The sequence below is a fragment of the Stutzerimonas zhaodongensis genome, assembly GCF_003696365.1.
Taxonomy (GTDB): domain Bacteria; phylum Pseudomonadota; class Gammaproteobacteria; order Pseudomonadales; family Pseudomonadaceae; genus Stutzerimonas; species Stutzerimonas zhaodongensis.
This window is the reverse complement of record NZ_RFFM01000007.1, coordinates 48,046-66,713: the sequence shown is the minus strand read 5'-3', so window position 1 is coordinate 66,713 and position 18,668 is coordinate 48,046. Positions and strand designations below refer to the sequence as shown.

General features: G+C 60.1%; 17 protein-coding genes. 6 read left to right on the top strand and 11 right to left on the bottom strand.

The annotated features are described in order from the left end of the window. Nucleotides 1-6: 6 nt before the first annotated feature. From EA797_RS19380 to mreB, 6 genes are all read right to left on the bottom strand, one after another. Nucleotides 7-3,810, bottom strand: coding sequence for a YhdP family protein (locus tag EA797_RS19380; RefSeq protein WP_122168245.1), 3,804 nt, complete (start codon nt 3,808-3,810; stop codon nt 7-9). 49 nt (nt 3,811-3,859) lie between these two features. Beyond that, nucleotides 3,860-5,317: a ribonuclease G gene (gene rng / locus EA797_RS19375; RefSeq protein ID WP_122168243.1), complete on the bottom strand. Its 1,458-nt coding sequence runs from the start codon at nt 5,315-5,317 to the stop codon at nt 3,860-3,862. 90 nt (nt 5,318-5,407) lie between these two features. Beyond that, complete coding sequence (locus tag EA797_RS19370) at nt 5,408-5,998, bottom strand: Maf family protein (protein WP_122168241.1); 591 nt, start codon at nt 5,996-5,998, stop codon at nt 5,408-5,410. An 83-nt stretch (nt 5,999-6,081) separates the two neighbouring features. Continuing rightward, a complete protein-coding gene (mreD, locus tag EA797_RS19365; RefSeq protein ID WP_122168239.1) occupies nt 6,082-6,570 on the bottom strand; it encodes a rod shape-determining protein MreD in 489 nt (162 codons plus the stop codon). Then, nucleotides 6,567-7,562 carry a rod shape-determining protein MreC gene (mreC, locus tag EA797_RS19360; protein WP_122168237.1) on the bottom strand — a complete coding sequence of 332 codons (996 nt, stop codon included), beginning with the start codon at nt 7,560-7,562 and terminating at the stop codon, nt 6,567-6,569. Before mreC ends, mreD begins: the two co-directional genes overlap by 4 nt. A gap of 99 nt (nt 7,563-7,661) precedes the next feature. After that, complete coding sequence (gene mreB / locus EA797_RS19355) at nt 7,662-8,699, bottom strand: rod shape-determining protein MreB (RefSeq protein WP_122168235.1); 1,038 nt, start codon at nt 8,697-8,699, stop codon at nt 7,662-7,664. A 301-nt stretch (nt 8,700-9,000) separates the two neighbouring features. On the opposite strand from mreB, the gene gatC reads away from it, so the two are divergent. The 6 genes from gatC (at nt 9,001) to EA797_RS19325 (ending at nt 14,983) form a co-directional block, all read left to right on the top strand. Beyond that, nucleotides 9,001-9,288: an Asp-tRNA(Asn)/Glu-tRNA(Gln) amidotransferase subunit GatC gene (gatC, locus tag EA797_RS19350; RefSeq protein WP_122168233.1), complete on the top strand. Its 288-nt coding sequence runs from the start codon at nt 9,001-9,003 to the stop codon at nt 9,286-9,288. A 14-nt stretch (nt 9,289-9,302) separates the two neighbouring features. Continuing rightward, complete coding sequence (gene gatA / locus EA797_RS19345; protein ID WP_122168427.1) at nt 9,303-10,754, top strand: Asp-tRNA(Asn)/Glu-tRNA(Gln) amidotransferase subunit GatA; 1,452 nt, start codon at nt 9,303-9,305, stop codon at nt 10,752-10,754. 10 nt (nt 10,755-10,764) lie between these two features. Further along, the gene (gatB, locus tag EA797_RS19340; protein WP_122168231.1) at nt 10,765-12,210 is read left to right on the top strand and encodes an Asp-tRNA(Asn)/Glu-tRNA(Gln) amidotransferase subunit GatB; all 1,446 of its coding nucleotides are present in this window, start codon (nt 10,765-10,767) and stop codon (nt 12,208-12,210) included. Nucleotides 12,211-12,364: 154 nt separating this feature from the next. After that, nucleotides 12,365-12,745, top strand: coding sequence for a septal ring lytic transglycosylase RlpA family protein (locus EA797_RS19335; RefSeq protein WP_122168229.1), 381 nt, complete (start codon nt 12,365-12,367; stop codon nt 12,743-12,745). Between the two features lie 28 nt (nt 12,746-12,773). After that, nucleotides 12,774-13,859, top strand: coding sequence for a calcium/sodium antiporter (locus tag EA797_RS19330; RefSeq protein WP_122168227.1), 1,086 nt, complete (start codon nt 12,774-12,776; stop codon nt 13,857-13,859). Between the two features lie 35 nt (nt 13,860-13,894). Continuing rightward, nucleotides 13,895-14,983, top strand: a complete 1,089-nt coding sequence (locus tag EA797_RS19325; protein ID WP_122168225.1) for a calcium/sodium antiporter — start codon at nt 13,895-13,897, stop codon at nt 14,981-14,983. A 73-nt stretch (nt 14,984-15,056) separates the two neighbouring features. Here EA797_RS19325 and EA797_RS19320 read toward each other — a convergent pair whose 3' ends face one another. From EA797_RS19320 to EA797_RS19300, 5 genes are all read right to left on the bottom strand, one after another. Beyond that, complete coding sequence (locus EA797_RS19320; protein ID WP_122168223.1) at nt 15,057-15,482, bottom strand: bactofilin family protein; 426 nt, start codon at nt 15,480-15,482, stop codon at nt 15,057-15,059. Between the two features lie 16 nt (nt 15,483-15,498). After that, on the bottom strand, nt 15,499-15,843 hold the full coding sequence (locus EA797_RS19315) for a hypothetical protein (protein WP_244214167.1): 345 nt from the start codon (nt 15,841-15,843) through the stop codon (nt 15,499-15,501). Further along, nucleotides 15,836-16,819, bottom strand: a complete 984-nt coding sequence (locus EA797_RS19310; protein WP_122168219.1) for a M23 family metallopeptidase — start codon at nt 16,817-16,819, stop codon at nt 15,836-15,838. The genes EA797_RS19315 and EA797_RS19310 overlap by 8 nt, the downstream gene beginning before the upstream one ends. A gap of 231 nt (nt 16,820-17,050) precedes the next feature. Further along, nucleotides 17,051-17,992 carry an AEC family transporter gene (locus EA797_RS19305; RefSeq protein ID WP_122168217.1) on the bottom strand — a complete coding sequence of 314 codons (942 nt, stop codon included), beginning with the start codon at nt 17,990-17,992 and terminating at the stop codon, nt 17,051-17,053. 94 nt (nt 17,993-18,086) lie between these two features. Continuing rightward, complete coding sequence (locus EA797_RS19300) at nt 18,087-18,647, bottom strand: response regulator transcription factor (protein WP_122168215.1); 561 nt, start codon at nt 18,645-18,647, stop codon at nt 18,087-18,089. Nucleotides 18,648-18,668 lie beyond the last annotated feature (21 nt).

Below are 18,668 nucleotides of genomic sequence, written 5' to 3'. Positions count from 1 at the left end.
GGAAGATCAGTTGGGCTTTTCGAAAGGTTTGTCGAACGTGATCTTAGGTGACTGCCACGGGCCTTCGACGTTGTATTGGACCGTTGCGAAGCGGGCAACCTTGTCGCCCAACAGCTTGTCGACCACGAAAAGTGCGCCACCGATGGCCGGCGCGCCTACAATCAATGCCGCTAGCGGCAAGTTGTTGCTAACCGGCAGCGTGACCAAGAGCTTGGCATCAATCCGGTCGTTAACCAGATCCAGCTGACCATCCAATTCGAGGTTACTCGAAGGGCCAACCACCGTCAGGGGCTCGGAAGTCTGGTATACACCCTCAGCAGCACGCAGCTGTGCCTTGATCCGGTCATAGCTCAACCCTTTACTGAACAAGTCAGAAAAGTCCAACCGCAGCCGGCGCCCAATCGAATCGAAATTGAGTAGCCCGAAAATCCGCAACGCCTGGGCGCCGCCGTCGACTTCACGAAGTTGTCCTTTGCGCAGCCGGGCATCCAACGTGCCAGAGAAGCGGTTCAATGCGAAGAATGCGGGTGAGCCTGGCCAACTGCCGTCCACATCAAGATGAAAATTCTCGCTGGTGGTCGAAGGTGCAAAGCCCCATGCCACCAATACGTCCGCAAGGTTTTGCCCCTCCAGCCGCCCTTTGTACCAGGTGCGCGGGCCTTCCCAGCCACCTGCGCCGGCCAGCTTGAGCCCCTTGAGGTCAAAATTCAGATCTGAGAAAACCACCCCATCTGCGCTCGGTCGCATTTTCAACGACCCCGCGCCCAACAGCTCTTCACCCCGCCGCAGCTCGGCCACGGCGATGTCCACAGCCGGCACGTCTTTTGGATTCACACCTTCCAGCACATCGTGAGGCGGCAGGTTGGCATTGCCCGCATCCGCTGCTGGTAAACGCAAGCGTGACAAGTCCAGCGCAATGGGATCGGCTTCGGCGTCGGGCAAAAGGACTGTTCCAGCCACGGTCGTGCTCTGCAACCCCAACAGCCAGCCAGCGTTACGGCGCTGCAGATCGACTGCAAGATTCTCAACCTCGGTACCGAAGCCTGTGAAGGTTCCGATGTCGAACTGAGCACGCCGCAGTAACGAGACGCCCGCAGCGCCGGTCGGGGCGGCGTCGTTCTCTTTTAGCATCGCCTGCCATTCGCCCAGATCGAACTGGCGTACGCTGCCTCGAACATAGAGCCCCTGGTCGGTGCGCACGTTAGCTGCACCGCCGCCCAGGACCAGCTCACCGCCGCCTGCACTCCAGTTACCGCTGGGGGCCACAAAGGTCGCTGCCGCCAAGCTGCCGTGCCGGACCGTGTAGCGTTGACGCTCGCCACCCATGCTCATTCGCAGTGTCGTATCGCGACGCTCTCCGGCCTTCTTCCCGAACGGCGCGGGAAGAGCCAATTCAGCGCCAAGCAGCGAGGAATCCAGTTGCAGCAGGTTCTCGGCGTCATTCAGCGACAGGGTGAGCCTGAGCGGTAACGTGCCTGATGCGGGCACGGGTTGCTCTACCTTTTGCCATGCCAGCAATGGCTGCAGACCTACGGTGCCGGTGGCCTCTATCCTGGTAGAGGGGCTGCCCGGTTTACCCGTTGCCACAGCCTTGCCTTCCACAGTGGTATCCAGAGTCCGGCCCCGGAACGACCTCGCGCTGAAGCCCTGTTCGCTGTCATAACGGAAATCGCCAGCCACCTCATCGATCTGCAGATCCGCCTGAGCAATGAACAGCGAGGCGCTGCTGCTGGAAAAATCGACAGCCACTTCAGGGCGATCACCCTTGGCTAATGGAATGTTCAGCTTGAGTGTCCCGCTCAATGGCCCTTCGCCGCGCCATCCCGAGAAAACCTCAGCCGTACCAATCGGCGCCACCTGCATAACGGTCAATGCGTCCCGCAAATTGCCGTCAACCTGGCCCTCGATGCCCAGGGTCATAACCGAATTGTCACGACCACGAGGGATATCGGCAGTGGCGTCATGCACCCGACTGTCAAGCATACGGGCCTCGGCAACCCGCACCCGCACGCCGCTGTTCTCGATCAGCACCTCTGCGCGCCCCTCGCGCAAGACCGGCCATCCGGGCTGGAATGCGAGCTCCGCATCGCGCACCTTGAAATAGAGACTTAAACTGCGTGCAGCGTCGTCCGAGCTTTTGCTAATTGCACCCTGGTATTGAAAATAGCCTTGCTCCACCGTGCCGCCGCGAATCGCGCTATTCAGCCATTCGCTCAATGCCGGACTCAAAGCAGGCGAGCGACTAGGCAGGTATTTTTGAGTGAAACGTGCATCGCCATCGCTGATACCGACCCGCAGGTCCATGTAGTCCTCGGCGCCCGGATCGCGCATCAGACGAATCAGAAAGTCGCCCGCGATATGCCCTTCCTCACCCTCGACCTGCAAGTAAGGTGCGGCAAGGGTGAACGCCTGATCGTCCAGACTCCAACGCAAGCTTCCGCGGGCGCGCTGATAGGCCCAGGGATCGGGAAACAGCTCAGCGAGGTGTAACGTAAAATCACGGTTGTCGAAGCGCAGCTCGCCTCCAGACAGGTCACCCCGGACTTCGCCAGAGACGTTACGCACGCCAGGAATCCAGTTGTGCTCCGCAATACTCACCTCATCAAGGTTACCGGCAAACGCGAATTGCTCAGCGCCAGACAATGATGGCCGGTAATCGAACTGCAAATTGCGCAAGGTACCGCTGGGCGCCAGACCTAACAGGTATTCGTTCGCCACGTCCGGCAGAGACGCCAACGCATGTATCAGCTTCGCCAATGGCGCCACGGCGACGCGGTCCGTTTGCAAGCGCCATCGATCCTCAGACTTATGCTGTTCGATCAGCAACGCGGTATCTCGCCAGCGCTCCTGTTCGAATGTGAAACCCAGATCGTCAAGTTGCAGCCGGTAGCCATCCTCCGCGCGATCAAGATAGGCGGTCACCGACAGGTCATCGATCTGCACCGGCTCACGCTCGCGATGGCCGAACTTCAAAGCCGGCGCATTGAAGCGAGCTACGGCGCGGGACATTTCACGAGCTCGCCAGTCCAGCCAAAGTTCTCCTCCGGCCTTGAGCTGCGTGATGTCCCAGTCGCCGATCAGGCTCGGCGGCACCCAAGCCGCCCAATCACTCTGAGGCAGGCTCAGGTAGAGCGTTGCATTACTGGCCAGCCAGTCAGCCGGCTCGACACGCGCATCAGCCCGAAAACTCAACGGCTGGCCATCAGGCAGCAGCACACCGCCATCCAGGCGCAAGCGCTCACCCGCAGTACGCAATTGGAGATTGGCGTAGGTGAGCGTCATAGGCGCTGCAGCATTGGGTTCGAGTGTGATCTGGCTATCCAGCAACCTCAGATCACCTAACGTCTGCAACCCTGTAAACAACTTTTGCAGATCTGCCGGCTCTTCGTCGGCGCGCTGAGGCATACCACTGACGCGCCATTTCCCGTCGCCATCCTGGGCCAAGCCGAGCTGAACGCCGGTGAGCTCTACAGAGCTGAGTTGCAGCTTGCGGGCCAGCAGGCTGGATACGACATCAGGCACCAACGCCAAACGATCAAGACGCACCGCCAGATCCGCTTCGCCGATCATCACGTCGTGCGCCATTATCAACGGAGAGAACCCTTCCCAGTGGCCCTCCAGCCTGCCAAGGGCAACAGGCATATCGAGCAATTCGTGCGCCTTTTCTTGGACCTCCACACGGTATTCGGCCACCAGCGGCACCAATAGCCGGCCAAGGCTTACGTACAGGGCAAGCAGCATCAGGCAGGTCGCCGCGACCCAGAGGCTGCGACGAAGGAAAACAAGTACAAAGGCCAGGAGCTGACTCATGCCGATATGCTCCGCACATGCGGGCCCCGATGGCCAGGCTTACGTTTATTCAGAGCAGCACCACGTCGTACTGTTCCTGGGAATACATGGTTTCGACCTGGAATTTGATTGAACGACCGATGAAGCTTTCGAGGTCGGCCACATTGCCCGACTCTTCATCCAGCAGCCGGTCGATGACCTTCTGGTTGGCGAGGACACGGTAGCCTTCGGGCTGATAGGCCCGTGCCTCACGCAGAATCTCACGGAAGATTTCATAACACACGGTTTCAGGCGTTTTCAGCTTGCCGCGTCCCTGGCAACACATGCACGGCTCGCACAGCACCTGCTCGAGGCTTTCCCGGGTGCGCTTACGGGTCATCTGTACCAGACCAAGCTCGGTGATACCGATGATGTTGGTCTTGGCATGGTCGCGTTCGAGCTGCTTTTCCAGCGTACGCAGTACCTGACGACGATGCTCTTCGTCCTCCATGTCGATGAAGTCGATGATGATGATCCCGCCAATGTTACGCAGTCGTAGCTGCCGCGCAATGGCTGTGGCGGACTCAAGATTGGTCTTGAAGATGGTTTCCTCGAGCGTGCGATGCCCAACGAACGCACCGGTATTGACGTCGATAGTGGTCATCGCCTCGGCAGGGTCGATGATCAGATAGCCCCCTGACTTGAGCATCACTTTGCGATCGAGGGCCTTCTGGATCTCGTCCTCGACGCTGTAGAGATCAAAAATCGGCCGTTCTCCAGGATAGTGCTCCAAGTGCTCGCCAAGCTCGGGCATCAGCTCGCCGACGAACTGGCTGACCTTCTGAAAATTCTCACGCGAATCAATGCGGATCTTCTCGATACGCGGATTGACCAGATCCCGCAGTGTGCGCATGGCCAGCGACAAGTCTTCATAAATGACCGAAGGCGCGCCCGCAGTCTTGATCTGTCCGTCGATCTGCTCCCACAAACGCCGCAGGTAACGGATATCCATGAGGATTTCGTCGCTACCCGCGCCTTCGGCCGCCGTGCGAAGAATGAAACCGCCAGTTTCCTTTATTCCTTCGGCCGCGATGCATTCGGCAACCACTTGCTTGAGCCGCTCGCGCTCGGCCTCGTCCTCGATACGCAAGGAGATACCGACATGGCTCGTCTTGGGCATATAGACGAGGTAGCGCGAAGGTATCGACAGCTGAGTCGTCAGCCGTGCGCCCTTGGTGCCAATCGGGTCTTTGGTAACCTGCACTACCAAAGCCTGACCGTCATGAACCAGCGCGCTGATGGGCTCGACGGCGTTTCCCTCACGGCTGGATATCTCAGATGCATGAATGAACGCCGCGCGCTCCAGACCGATGTCGACGAAAGCCGCCTGCATGCCAGGGAGTACCCGCACCACCTTGCCTTTGTAGATATTGCCAACAATACCCCGTCGCTGGGTGCGCTCGACGTGCACCTCCTGCAGGACTCCGTTCTCCACCACCGCCACCCGAGACTCCATTGGGGTGATGTTCATCAGGATTTCTTCGCTCATTGTTATTCTCGGTCGATGGCGATGGGGTAAAGCAGCCGAAGCTGACCAGTTGGAGCGATTCTAACGACATAATCCGCCAACCCACAGGCTCTAGACTGAGCTTTTAGTCCAGTACTCCACCCCGTAGACGCCCAGCATCTGTGCCGTCTCGCATAACGGCAGACCGACTACGGCGGAATAGCTGCCCTCGACAGCAGAGACGAAAACCGCGCCCCATCCTTGTATGGCATAGCTTCCCGCCTTGTCGTGGGGCTCACCGCTCGCCCAATAAGCTTCGGCCTCGTGGGGCTCAATCGTCCGAAAGCGCACCCGGCTGGTGACCAGCTGCACCGTGCAACCCGATTTGCTGGCCAGTGCAACGGCCGTCATTACCTGGTGCTCACGTCCGGACAAGGCCTGCAACATTGCCAGCGCATCCGCTTTATCGATGGGTTTGCCAAGAATTCGCTGGTCGAGCACCACTGTTGTATCGGCGCCAAGCACGCATGCCGATTCGTCTTCGACTCGTGCCAAGCCCGCGAGCGCCTTCTCGCGAGCCAGACGCTGGACGTAGACGTCCGGAAGCTCCGCCCCTAGAGGGGTTTCATCGATCGAGACGGATAGCTGCGTAAACGGAACGCCAATCTGCGTTAACAGCTCGCGGCGTCGAGGTGATGCGGAGGCGAGAAACAAGGCGGGCATGCCAGCTCCTAAGGCGAACAGAGCGAAGCAGATTCGCATATCCGGCCGCCACCCGGAAGCAGCACGCCGGGTCGCGCCATATCTCAGTACACGTTGAAACGCCGGCGAGCCCATTCCAGGGCAACGAATACCCAAGGCCAGAGCAACGCACTCACGGGCACGGGAACCAGAAAGAGCAACGTGGGAGGACGATTACCAGTCAGCGTGTTCAGCCATAGGTGGACCAGTTGCCCGAGCCCAAGAAGCACCAACAGCACCAGGCTTTGCTGCAGAAGAGGGAACATGCGCAAACGCTGCTGAAGGCTTAGCACGAGGAAGGTGATCAGGATAAGCGGCAAGCCGTTCTGGCCAAGCAGCGTGCCGGAAAGCACGTCGAGCATCAGACCAAAGAAGAACGCCGCCCCCATGCCGCCTCGGTGCGGCAGCGCGATCGCCCAGTAGGCGATGAACATCCCAAGCCACAGCGGTCGAGCAAGCCCAAAGCTCTGGGGCATAGGTGCCACGCTGAGTAGCAGCGCGACCAGCAGCGACAACCAGATCACCCACCCATTGTTGAGCCTTCCGTTGATCATGGGCGCACCTCAGGGGCAGGCGGCGCATCACCGGTACCTGCCGGTGCGGCATCCGATGCCTGCGGAGCGGGCGCAGCTTCGGACGCAGCTGGCTGGCCGCCCTGCTCGGCAGCTTCGCGGTCGGCTGTCTCCTGAGCCTGCGCCGCAGCGGTCGCCCTTTCTTCAGGGCTACGCGAGTCACTGAAGACCAGCAGCAGATAGCGGCTGCGATTGAGCATCGCGGTGGGGATCGCCCGCACGATCAGGAAAGGCTGACCGGAGCCACGCACCACCTCGGTCACCTGAGCGACCGGATAGCCGCTGGGAAACCGTTGGCCCAAGCCGGAACTCACCAGCAGGTCGCCTTCCTTGATATCGGCGGTTTCTGCGACGTGGCGCAATTCAAGATAGTCCGGGCTACCGGTGCCGACTGCGATGGCTCGCAAGCCGTTGCGATTGACCTGCACGGGAATGCTATGGGTCACATCCGTCAGCAAGAGCACGCGTGCCGCATAGGGCATGACTTCAACAACCTGGCCCATCAGCCCGCTGGCATCCAGTACCGGCTGACCGAGAAAGACTCCGTCGCGCTCGCCTTTGTCGATGAGGATGCGATGGGTGAAGGGATTTGGATCCAGCCCGATCAACTCGCTGACGATCACCTTGTCATCGACCAGTGCCGCGGAATTGAGCAGTTCGCGCAAGCGCACGTTCTGCTCGGTGAGCATCGCCAGCCGCTGCAGGCGTCGCTGCATCAGCAACGCCTCAGCTTTGAGCTTCTCATTTTCAGCAACCAGACTGGTGCTGCTGCTGATCTGCTCGGTTGCTCGTTGCCAGGTGCGCACCGGCAGGTCTGCCAGCCAATAGAACGGGGTCAGCACGAGCCCCATCTGACTACGCAACGGCTTGAGGGCCTCGAAGCGAGCATCGACCACCATCAGCGCGACACAGAGCACGGAGAGCACCAGCAGGCGAACGCCGAGCAAGGGTCCTTTGGCAAATAGTGGTTTGATTGGCGGGTCCTCACAGCTGCAGGCTTCAAACTAAACGCGACAAGCCGAGAGCAGAGCGACCCTGCTATCGGCTTGCGCTTGGAGCTTACCGCTTGTAACTCACTCCGTGGAGAGCAAGTCCATGGCGTGACGGTCCATCATTTCCAACGCTCGACCGCCGCCGCGCGCCACACAGGTCAGCGGCTCTTCGGCAACAATCACGGGCAGGCCGGTTTCCTGCGCCAGCAGCTTGTCCAGGTCGCGCAACAGCGCACCACCGCCAGTCAGCACCAGACCGCGCTCGGCGATATCGGAAGCGAGCTCCGGTGGAGACTGCTCCAGGGCGCTCTTGACCGCCTGAACGATGGTCGCCAGCGACTCCTGCAGTGCTTCGAGGACCTCGTTGGAATTGAGCGTGAAGCTGCGTGGAACACCTTCGGCCAGATTGCGGCCACGCACGTCTACCTCACGTACATCGCTGCTCGGGAACGCGGTGCCTATTTCTTGCTTGATGCGTTCGGCAGTGGACTCACCGATCAGGCTGCCGTAGTTGCGGCGCACGTAGGTCACGATGGATTCGTCGAAACGATCGCCACCAACCCGCACGGATTCGGCATACACCACACCATTCAGCGAGATCAGTGCGATCTCGGTAGTGCCGCCGCCGATATCGACGACCATCGAGCCGCGCGCCTCGTCTACCGGCAAGCCTGCGCCGATGGCAGCGGCCATGGGTTCTTCGATCAGAAAGACTTCACGGGCACCGGCACCCAGTGCTGACTCGCGAATGGCACGGCGCTCGACCTGAGTGGACTTGCAGGGAACGCAGATGAGAACGCGGGGGCTGGGTTGCAGAAAACTGTTTTCGTGAACCTTGTTGATGAAGTACTGCAGCATTTTTTCGCAGACGCTGAAATCGGCGATAACACCGTCTTTCATCGGTCGAATGGCGTTGATATTGCCCGGTGTACGCCCAAGCATCCGCTTGGCGTCGGTACCCACGGCGACAACACTTTTCTGGTTGCCATGGGTACGGATGGCAACGACCGAGGGCTCGTTCAGAACGATGCCACGATCGCGCACATAAATAAGGGTATTGGCAGTGCCCAGGTCGATCGACAAATCGCTGGAAAACATGCCACGCAGTTTCTTGAACATGGGAAAAGGGCCCTGGGGCAAACGCGTGGGGAAAAAAGTGCCGCAAACTCTAACAATGGTGCGAACTTAGGGCAAGGCGAGAGTCCGCGGTAATCGGGCCATACGTGAGCCATTGCGCGAAAAACGCACAGCTGTGAAAAGCCTGGCAAGCCGCAGCCGCGCTACCGGGAACACCGTCAGGCATGTAAGATTGACGGCTTTTCCGGGCTCTAATGCCCACCGCTGCGGCTCGAACCCGCTGCCACTCGTCGCGCTTTGCCGACGAAAGGCGCACCCGACTCGCTTCCAGCTGGAGAATCCGATGGCGCTTGAACGCTCCGAGGTGGAAAAGATCGCTCATCTCGCCCGCCTGGGTCTGAATGAAGACGACCTGCCCCGCACCACCGAGACCCTGAACAACATCCTTGGCCTGGTCGATCGCATGCAGGCCGTGGACACAACCGGCATCGAGCCACTGGCCCATCCGCTGGAAACGCACCAGCGCATGCGCGCCGACGAAGTCACAGAGACCAATCAGCGCGACGCATACCAGGCCATCGCACCGGCCGTGGAAGACGGCCTCTATCTGGTTCCGCGGGTGATCGAGTAATGAAGGATCTCGACATGCATCAACTGACCCTTGCCGAAATCGCTCGCGCGCTTGGCGACAAGCAGTTCTCAGCCGAAGAGCTGACCCGCTCGTTGCTGACACGCATCCAGCAGATCGACCCGCAGCTCAACAGCTTCATAACCGTTACCGAAGACCGGGCGCTCGCACAGGCCCAAGCGGCCGACGCACGCCGCGCCAAAGGCGAAAACGGTGCGCTGCTCGGTGCACCGATCGGTCACAAGGACCTGTTCTGCACCCAGGGCATCCGCACAAGCTGCGGCTCGAAGATGCTCGACAACTTCGAAGCGCCCTACGACGCTACCGTGGTCGATCGGCTCGCCGCGGCTGGCGCGGTATCGCTCGGCAAACTGAACATGGACGAATTCGCCATGGGCTCGGCCAATGAGTCCAGCCATTACGGCCCCGTCAAGAACCCATGGGACTTGTCCCGCGTCCCAGGCGGTTCTTCGGGTGGATCAGCAGCCGCGGTCGCGGCGCGCCTGTTGCCCGCGGCAACGGGCAGTGACACTGGTGGCTCGATCCGCCAACCTGCCGCGCTGACCAACCTCACCGGCCTCAAGCCTACCTACGGTCGCGTCTCGCGCTGGGGCATGATTGCCTACGCCTCGAGCCTCGACCAGGGCGGTCCGCTGGCCCGCACGGCTGAAGACTGCGCGTTGATGCTTGGCGTCATGGCCGGTTTCGATCCCAAGGATTCCACCAGCGTCGATCAGCCTCTGGATGATTACCTCGCTGCGCTGAGCAAGCCGCTGACCGGTCTGCGCGTCGGCCTGCCGAAGGAATATTTCGGTGAGGGTCTCGATAGCAAGATCGCCGACGCCGTAATGGTTGCGGTCGAAGCGCTGAAGAAGCTCGGTGCCACGGTGAAGGACATCAGCCTGCCGAACATGCAGCATGCGATCCCCTCCTATTATGTGATCGCACCAGCCGAGGCCAGCTCCAACCTGTCGCGCTTCGACGGCGTGCGCTTCGGCTACCGCTGCGAGAACCCGGTCGACCTGACCGACCTCTACAAGCGCTCGCGCGCTGAGGGCTTCGGTGACGAAGTCCGCCGGCGCATCATGGTTGGCACCTATGCGTTGTCCGCGGGTTATTACGACGCTTATTACCTGAAAGCGCAGAAAATTCGCCGTCTGATCAAGAACGATTTCGTCAGCGCTTTCGCCGAGGTCGACGTGATTCTCGGCCCGACCACACCGAACCTGGCGTGGAAGCTTGGCGAAAAGAACAACGACCCGGTGTCGGCCTACCTAGAAGACATCTACACCATCACGGCCAACCTCGCGGGTATCCCGGGCCTGTCCATGCCAGCCGGCTTTATCGACGGCCTGCCGGTGGGCGTACAGCTGCTGGCACCCTATTTTCAGGAAAGCCGCCTGCTCAACGTGGCTCACCAGTACCAACAGGTGACCGAGTGGCATAAACAAGCACCGAGCGGATTCTGAGGACGAACACATGCAATGGGAAACCGTGATCGGGCTGGAAATCCACGCACAGCTCGCGACTAAATCGAAGATCTTCTCCGGCAGCGCTACCACCTTTGGTGCCGAGCCCAACACTCAGGCGAGCCTGGTCGACCTCGGCATGCCCGGCACCCTGCCCGTGCTCAACGCCGAAGCCGTGCGCATGGCTTGCAAGTTCGGCCTGGCTATCGATGCCGAGATTGCCGAAAAGAATGTCTTCGCCCGCAAGAACTACTTCTACCCTGACCTTCCCAAGGGTTACCAGACCAGCCAGATGGACCATCCCATTGTCGGCAAGGGCTATCTGGACATCACCCTGGAAGACGGCACGAGCCGTCGCATCGGCATCACCCGCGCGCATCTGGAAGAAGACGCCGGCAAGAGCCTGCACGAAGACTTCCAGGGCATGAGTGGCATCGACCTGAACCGTGCCGGCACGCCGCTGCTGGAAATCGTTTCCGAGCCCGACATCCGTTCGGCGAAGGAAGCGGTGGCCTACGTCAAGGCGATCCACGCCCTGGTGCGTTATCTGGGTATCTGCGACGGCAACATGGCCGAAGGCTCGCTGCGTTGCGACTGCAACGTATCGGTTCGCCCCAAAGGTCAGGCCGAGTTCGGCACTCGCGCCGAGATCAAGAACGTCAACTCCTTCCGATTCATCGAAAAGGCGATCAACCACGAGGTGCAGCGCCAGATCGAGCTGATCGAGGATGGCGGCAAGGTTGTACAGGAAACCCGCCTGTACGATCCGAACAAGGACGAGACGCGCTCCATGCGCAGCAAGGAAGAAGCCAACGACTACCGCTACTTCCCCTGCCCGGACCTGCTGCCGGTCGTGATCGAGCAAAGCTTTCTCGACGAGGTTCGCGCCAGCCTACCTGAACTGCCGGTACAGAAGCGCGAGCGTTTCGAGCGCGAGTTCGGGTTGTCCCCCTATGATGCCGATGTCCTGGCAGCGAGCCGCGAAATGGCGGATTACTTCGAAGCGGTACAGCGGGTCTGCGGCGACGCCAAGCTGGCCGCCAACTGGGTCATGGGCGAGCTGTCCAGCCTGCTCAACAAGGACAATCTCGAGATCGAGCAGTCGCCGGTTTCGGCCGAGCAGCTAGGCGGCATGATTCAGCGCATCAAGGACAACACCATCAGCGGCAAGATCGCGAAAATGGTGTTCGAGGCGATGGCCGCTGGCGAAGGGTCTGCTGACGAAATCATCGAGAAGAAGGGCCTGAAGCAGGTCACCGACTCGGGCGCTATCGAGAAGATGCTGGACGAGGTGCTGACCGCCAACGCTGAGCAGGTCGAGCAATACCGTGCCAGCGACGAAGCCAAGCGCGGCAAGATGTTCGGCTTCTTCGTCGGCCAGGCCATGAAGGCTTCCAAGGGCAAGGCCAACCCGGCACAGGTCAATCAGCTGCTCAAAAGCAAGCTGGAAGGTTAGAACCAGACGGGCCCGACAGGGCCCGTTGCTTGTATGCCGCAGCGCTTGAACACCGCCTTTCGGCAAGAGTACTGAACGGCCGCGCAGCTAGACGCTCCAATCCGGATAACGCTTACTCGTAATTGCTGCCTGATCCGTTCAGGAAGGATTGCTCATGCGAACCAGAATGCTGACCGTCCCGATCCTGCTTGCCTTCGCCGCGGGCTGCAGTGAATCGCCCCAAGCGGACGCCAACGAAAGCACCCTCACGCAGAAGGGTAAGGCGTCATATTACGCCCGCAGTTTTCACGGCGAGCAGACCGCAAGCGGCGAGACGTTCAACCAGAACGAGCTGGTTGCGGCCCACAAAACGCTGCCATTCGACACCCGTGTTCAGGTCACCAACTTGGAGAACGGCAAGACGGTCACCGTCCGGATCAATGATCGCGGCCCATTCAAACCAGGACGCATCATCGATCTGTCACGGGTTGCAGCTAATCGAATTGATCTACTCGAGGATGGCATCGCCCCTGTCAAGATCGAGGCACTTGACTGACCATCCTGAATATTCCTGAGGAGTTTCAATGAGCTTGATCACATTGGCCTACCTGGTCGGTGGACTGGTATTGCTGGTTGTAGGTGCAGAGGCGCTGGTGCGAGGCGCTTCGAGGCTGGCGGCACGTTTCGGCATATCGCCGCTGATCATCGGTTTGACCGTCGTCGCCTTTGGTACCAGCGCGCCTGAAACGGCAGTCAGCATTCAAGCTTCGCTCAATGGCAGCGGGGATATCGCCGTTGGCAACGTAATCGGCAGCAACATCGCCAACATCCTTCTGATTCTCGGCCTTTCGGCGCTTGTCGCTCCGCTCGTGGTGTCACGGCAGTTGGTCCGTCTTGACGTACCGGTCATGATCGGCGCCGGCTTGCTGACCTTCGGCCTGGCGTGGAATGGTCGGGTCAGCCAACTCGACGGTTTCATTTTGCTTGCGCTGCTGCTGGTGTACACGGCCTTTCTGGTTGTCGTTAGCAAACGCGAAAAGAACCGTCAGCAGGATGAGTTCGCCAATGAGTTCGGCGCTGATGAAAATACCAAGAAACCTCTGGGCTGGGTCTTCCAGCTGTTTTTGGTGGTGCTCGGCCTGGGCTTGCTGATCGTCGGCTCCAACCTGCTTATCGAAGGGGCCGTAGCCCTGGCTCGCGCGCTTGGCTTGTCCGAGCTGGTCATCGGGCTCACCGTCATTGCAGTAGGGACGTCCATGCCGGAACTGGCGACATCGGTGATGGCGGTGTATCGCGGCGAGCGTGACATTGCGGTGGGCAATATCGTCGGCAGCTGCATTTTCAATCTGCTGCTGGTCCTTGGCGCGGGCGCTGCCATTTCCTCCGACGGGCTTTCCATCTCACCCAACGCGCTAGCGTTCGACCTTCCGGTCATGCTCGCAGTCTTTGTCGCCTGTTTGCCTATCTTCTTCTCGGGATACCGGATCAATCGCTGGGAAGGGCTGTTGTTCTTTGGCTACTACATTGCCTATACCCTGTATCTGGTGATGTTTTCCACCGGGCTCCCGGCCATCAACCTGTTACGTCATGCAATGACCTGGTACGTATTGCCCTTGACGGCCGTCACGCTTTTAGTGATCTTCCTGCGCGCCTGGAAGCACCAGCGCTAGGCCACCGCCCCCACCCCCTTTGGAGCTTTACCATCGTGTCTGCGATGACTTTCGTGTACCTGATTGCCGGCCTCGTCCTACTCGTTGCCGGCGCTGAAGTGCTGGTACGAGGCGCAGCCAAACTGGCGGCGCAATTTGGCATTCCACCCCTGATCATTGGCCTGACGGTCGTGGCATTCGGCACCAGTGCGCCGGAAACCGCGGTCAGCGTACAAGCTTCTTTCAACGGCAGCGGGGATATTGCCATCGGCAACGTGCTGGGCAGCAACATCGCCAACGTGCTGCTGATCCTCGGGATGACCTCACTGATCGCACCCCTGGTAGTTTCCCGTCAGCTTATCCGCCTCGATGTTCCCATCATGATCGGCGCAAGCCTGGTCACTTACGCCTTGGCGTGGGACGGGTCGCTCAGTCGTCTCGACGGAGCGCTGCTGTTCTCGGGAGTCGTCGGTTACACGCTTTTTCTGATCATCAGCAGTCGCCGCGCCAGTGCAGCCGCTACGGCCGATGATGAGTTCGCCAAGGAGTTCGGCCTTGACGAAACACCCAAGCCATACGCCACGCTGATCAATGCCGCGCTGGTGATCGTCGGCCTGGTGCTGCTGGTCGCCGGCTCCAACTTTCTTGTCGAAGGCGCCGTGTCGCTGGCCCGGGCGCTTGGCCTGTCGGAACTGGTCATTGGCCTGACGGTGATTGCGATAGGCACATCGCTGCCCGAGCTGGCCACATCGATACTTGCCGCCATTCGTGGCGAGCGTGACATCGCAGTAGGCAACATTGTCGGCAGCAATATATTCAACCTGCTCTGCGTGCTGGGGCTTGCCTCTCTGGTGTCGCCAACAGCGATCAGCGTGGCGGCCAGCGCATTGGCGTTCGACTTCCCCGTGATGATCGCGGTGGCGGTGGCCTGCCTGCCGATTTTCTTCACCGGCTATGCGATCAACCGCTGGGAGGGATTGCTGTTCCTGGCCTACTACGCGGCCTACACCGGCTATCTGGTCATGGCCAGCGCCGGACGCCCCTTCGCCGAAACCTTTGGTGATGCAATGATTGGCTACGCGGTTCCGCTTACGGCAGTGACCCTGCTAGTGATCACGACCCGCGCCTGGAAAAAGCAGCACTGAAAGATGAAGCCCGCGGAGGTGTCGTGACCCTGGGCCTGATCACAAGGCGGGCACTTACGGCACGGCGCGGGCATCAGCCCTCACGCACTTGAGATCGCGGCAGCTCCAAGACCTGTGCGGTTTCCTCTTCATCGCTCATACGGCTGAGCGTCCCTTCGACCACGGCACCGTTTTCCATGCTGAGGTGGCGATAGCGAATATTGCCGTGTACCCGCGCGTTGGAATGTAGCTCCAGCAGATGTTCGACCCTCAGGTCACCGACGATCGTGCCGTCGATCAAGGCGTCGTGACTGCTGACATTCCCTTCGATCCGACCTTCAGCACTCAAGGCCAGCAAGCTGCGAGTGCCGGTCTTGTGCTTGACGTTGCCCTTCACCGTACCGTTCACCTTCAGTCCGTCCTCGAACTCCACGTCACCGCTGAGAGACAGGTTGCTCGATATGAGGCTCGAGAACTGATCGACGGTGATCTGTGACACCGATTTTTTCTTGTTGAACATTTTTCCTCCGATGGATTTAGCGAGACTTCTTCTGCTGCTGGAAGAAGGCCAATTCGGTCTGTAGGCGGTCGATCTGGGCGGACAATCCGGCAATCCGGCTGAGCAGCTGCTCCTGCGTGGCTTCGGCTTCCTGCTCCTGCAACCGGCTCTGGCTGAGTGCCTCACGGAGCTTCTGATTATCGCTCGCCAGCTCTTGAAGCTGACGCGCCTGGTCTGTGCCATCTTCCCAACGCATGTAGAGAAGGCCCGCGAACCCACATAGCATCACCAGCACTACCCATACCCAGCGCCGCGTTGCACGAGCAGCCACGAGCCGATGGTCGGCACGCAGCAGCTCGCGCGTGTCGACAGTTTTAGTCATCTGCCTGACCATCCTCGGCTCGCTCGAGATCGCCGAGGGCAAGGAAGCGCTGCGGGTCGACGAATCGGCCCTTGTGCAACACCTCGAAATGGAGGTGCGGACCGGTCGAGCGTCCGGTAGAACCCACCGCGCCAATCTTGTGCTCAGGCGTAATCACATCTCCGCTGCGCACCAGAATCTTTGACAAGTGCGCGTAGCGGGTTACCAAGCCGTTGCCGTGATCGACCTCCACGAGGTTTCCATAGGCGCCACGGTAGCCGGCAAACCGCACTCGCCCGCCTGCCGCGGCACGAACTTCCGCACCGGAGCGCAGTGAGAAATCCACACCCGAATGAAAGGCAGGCTGCTTACGGAAGGGATCGATGCGGTTGCCGAATGGCGACCCCAGACGCGCCTCGTCAACCGGGCGGCGAGACGGGATCGCCATGAGTGCAGCATTGCGTTCAGCGACCTGCTGCATCATCAGGTCAAGCACTTCGCGTATGCAGCGGGCGGACGTTTCGGTGCGTTCAAGGTCGGCAAGCGATACGCTGCCGGTCTTGGTCGACAACTCGCCAGAGCAAGTCTGCGGTGGCAACAGCACACCGCCCTGCCCCGCTCCGCCGCGAGCAGGCCGATCGGGAGCCAGCAATGGCAGAAGCGCGGGATCCAGCGCTGAAAGCTGAGCATTCAGAACGCGCTGCTCGCCCATCATCTGCTGCAGCGCCAGCACGTCGGATTCAAGGGACTTCAGCCGACCCACCACCTTGCCGACACGCGCAATGGCGAAACGACCCTCAGTATCGAGGCCGGGCTCCTCTTGGAGTACGGTTTGCGGTGCTGAATCCAGATCACGTCCGATCCAGATCCCTCCTGCGAAGGCCCCCACGTTCAGTAGCAACAGCAGCGCCAGGCCGGGGCCTAACCTGCGAGGCAAACTGACGACGCGGTCAGCATCTCGGATCAGCGACCGGCTCGTCGGAGTGAATAGCGACATTGAATGCAATTCCCAAAACTAAGTAACGGCCTTGAGATGGCCTTGAGCTGTCATGGGGAAGGTGACGCATATCGTTATTTTTTTCTGAGGTCTGATGACCGATTACGGACTTGTTGATGCTGCCGTTGGTCCGAAAAAACCAAACAGATCACACGGTTGGCCAGTGAAATCTATCATCCGCGGTCCGACGCTTGGCTAAGTGGCGTGGTTGATTTGGCGTGTTGGATACCCCTAGAGCCAGCCAACCCAGCCCAACAGGAAGAGCCCGACGTTGACGCTCAGCGCAGCCATCAGCGTGGTGATCACGATGATGACCGCAGCCAACTGATGGTTTGCATTGACTGCCCGTGCCATCACATAACTGGCGGACGCCGTGGGGCTTGCAAAGTAAAGGAACAGGATGCCCAGGTCCGCTCCGCGGAAGCCCATCAGCCCGGCCCCCAAGGTAGCCAACGCCGGCAGCCATACCATTTTCATCATGCTCGACCCCATGGCGATGCGGCTGCTTTCTCGCAGTACCGACAGGGTCAGCGTGCCACCGATGCAGATGAGCGCCAGGGGCAGCGTCATCTGTGCGAAATAACGCCCCGAAGTCATCAGCCAGTCCGGTAGCGGGATTTGCCAATAGGCAAAGGGCACCGCGCTTGTTACACCGATCACCAACGGGTTGCGCAGAATGCTGAGTAGAATCGTGCCGGCACTGACGCGCCCATTCGGGTTGTAGATGGCCAGAATCAACGCAGACAGACTGTTGTAAACCAGTATCACAATGCCAGCCAGTACGCCGCCGAGTGACAGCCCGTAATCTCCGTAGAGGCTGGTGGCCAACGCCAGACCGACGATGCCGTTGTTACCCCGGAACGCGCCTTGGACATAGACGCCACGGTCCGCGGCTGGGCAGCGCCAAAGCGCCCATGCCCACGCCAGAAAGAACATCGCGACAGTGGCGATGACGTAATAGGTCAGCAAGGCCGGCTGCAGTGCTGCGTCGAGGTCGGCATTGATGATCGACAGAAATAGCAGCGTCGGCATCGTAGCCTTGAAGACCAGCGTCGAGGCAGTCTGTATGAAGGCCGCATCGATCCAGCCCAGATGCTTGAGCGCAACACCGATGAACAGCATGACGAACACCGGGGCGGTGATGCCCAGGGTCTGGATGGCAACGGACAACATGGGCGAACTCGGGACGAAGAGGCCGTCCTATGTTAGCTGCAGATACGCAATGAACTGGAAGCGGTGAGGCGTACCCTTCCAGCTCATGCAGGTGTTAGCGACGTACCGGGCGCTTCTGCAGCTTGCGCTGCAAGGTCCGCCGATGCATGCCCAAGGCACGCGCCGTCGCGGAGATGTTGCCATCGTGCTCGGTCAGTACACGCTGGATGTGTTCCCACTGCAGGCGATCCACCGACATCGGGTTTTCGGGAACCAGGGTGTCCAGATCAGCATGTTTGGAGAGCAGTGCCGCCAGTACATCGTCCGCGTCGGCTGGCTTGCACAGGTAGTTGCAGGCACCGCGCTTGATGGCCTCGACAGCAGTGGCAATGCTCGAGTAACCGGTGAGGATCAACACCTTCATTTCCGGATCCAGCTCTAGCAGCTTGGGCAGCAGCACCAGTCCGGAATCACCTTCCATTTTCAGATCCAGAACCGCGTAGTCCGGCAGATCCTGCTTTGCCATTTCCAGGCCTTCTTCGGCCGAGCCAGCGATGCTGACGTGCAGGCCGCGGCGACTCATGGCGCGAGCCATGACGCGGGTAAAGGTCGGGTCGTCGTCCACCAGCAGCAGATGGGGCTGATCTTCGCCGTCGTGCTGCAGCTCTTCGGTCATGTTTGCATTCCTCGCGTATTG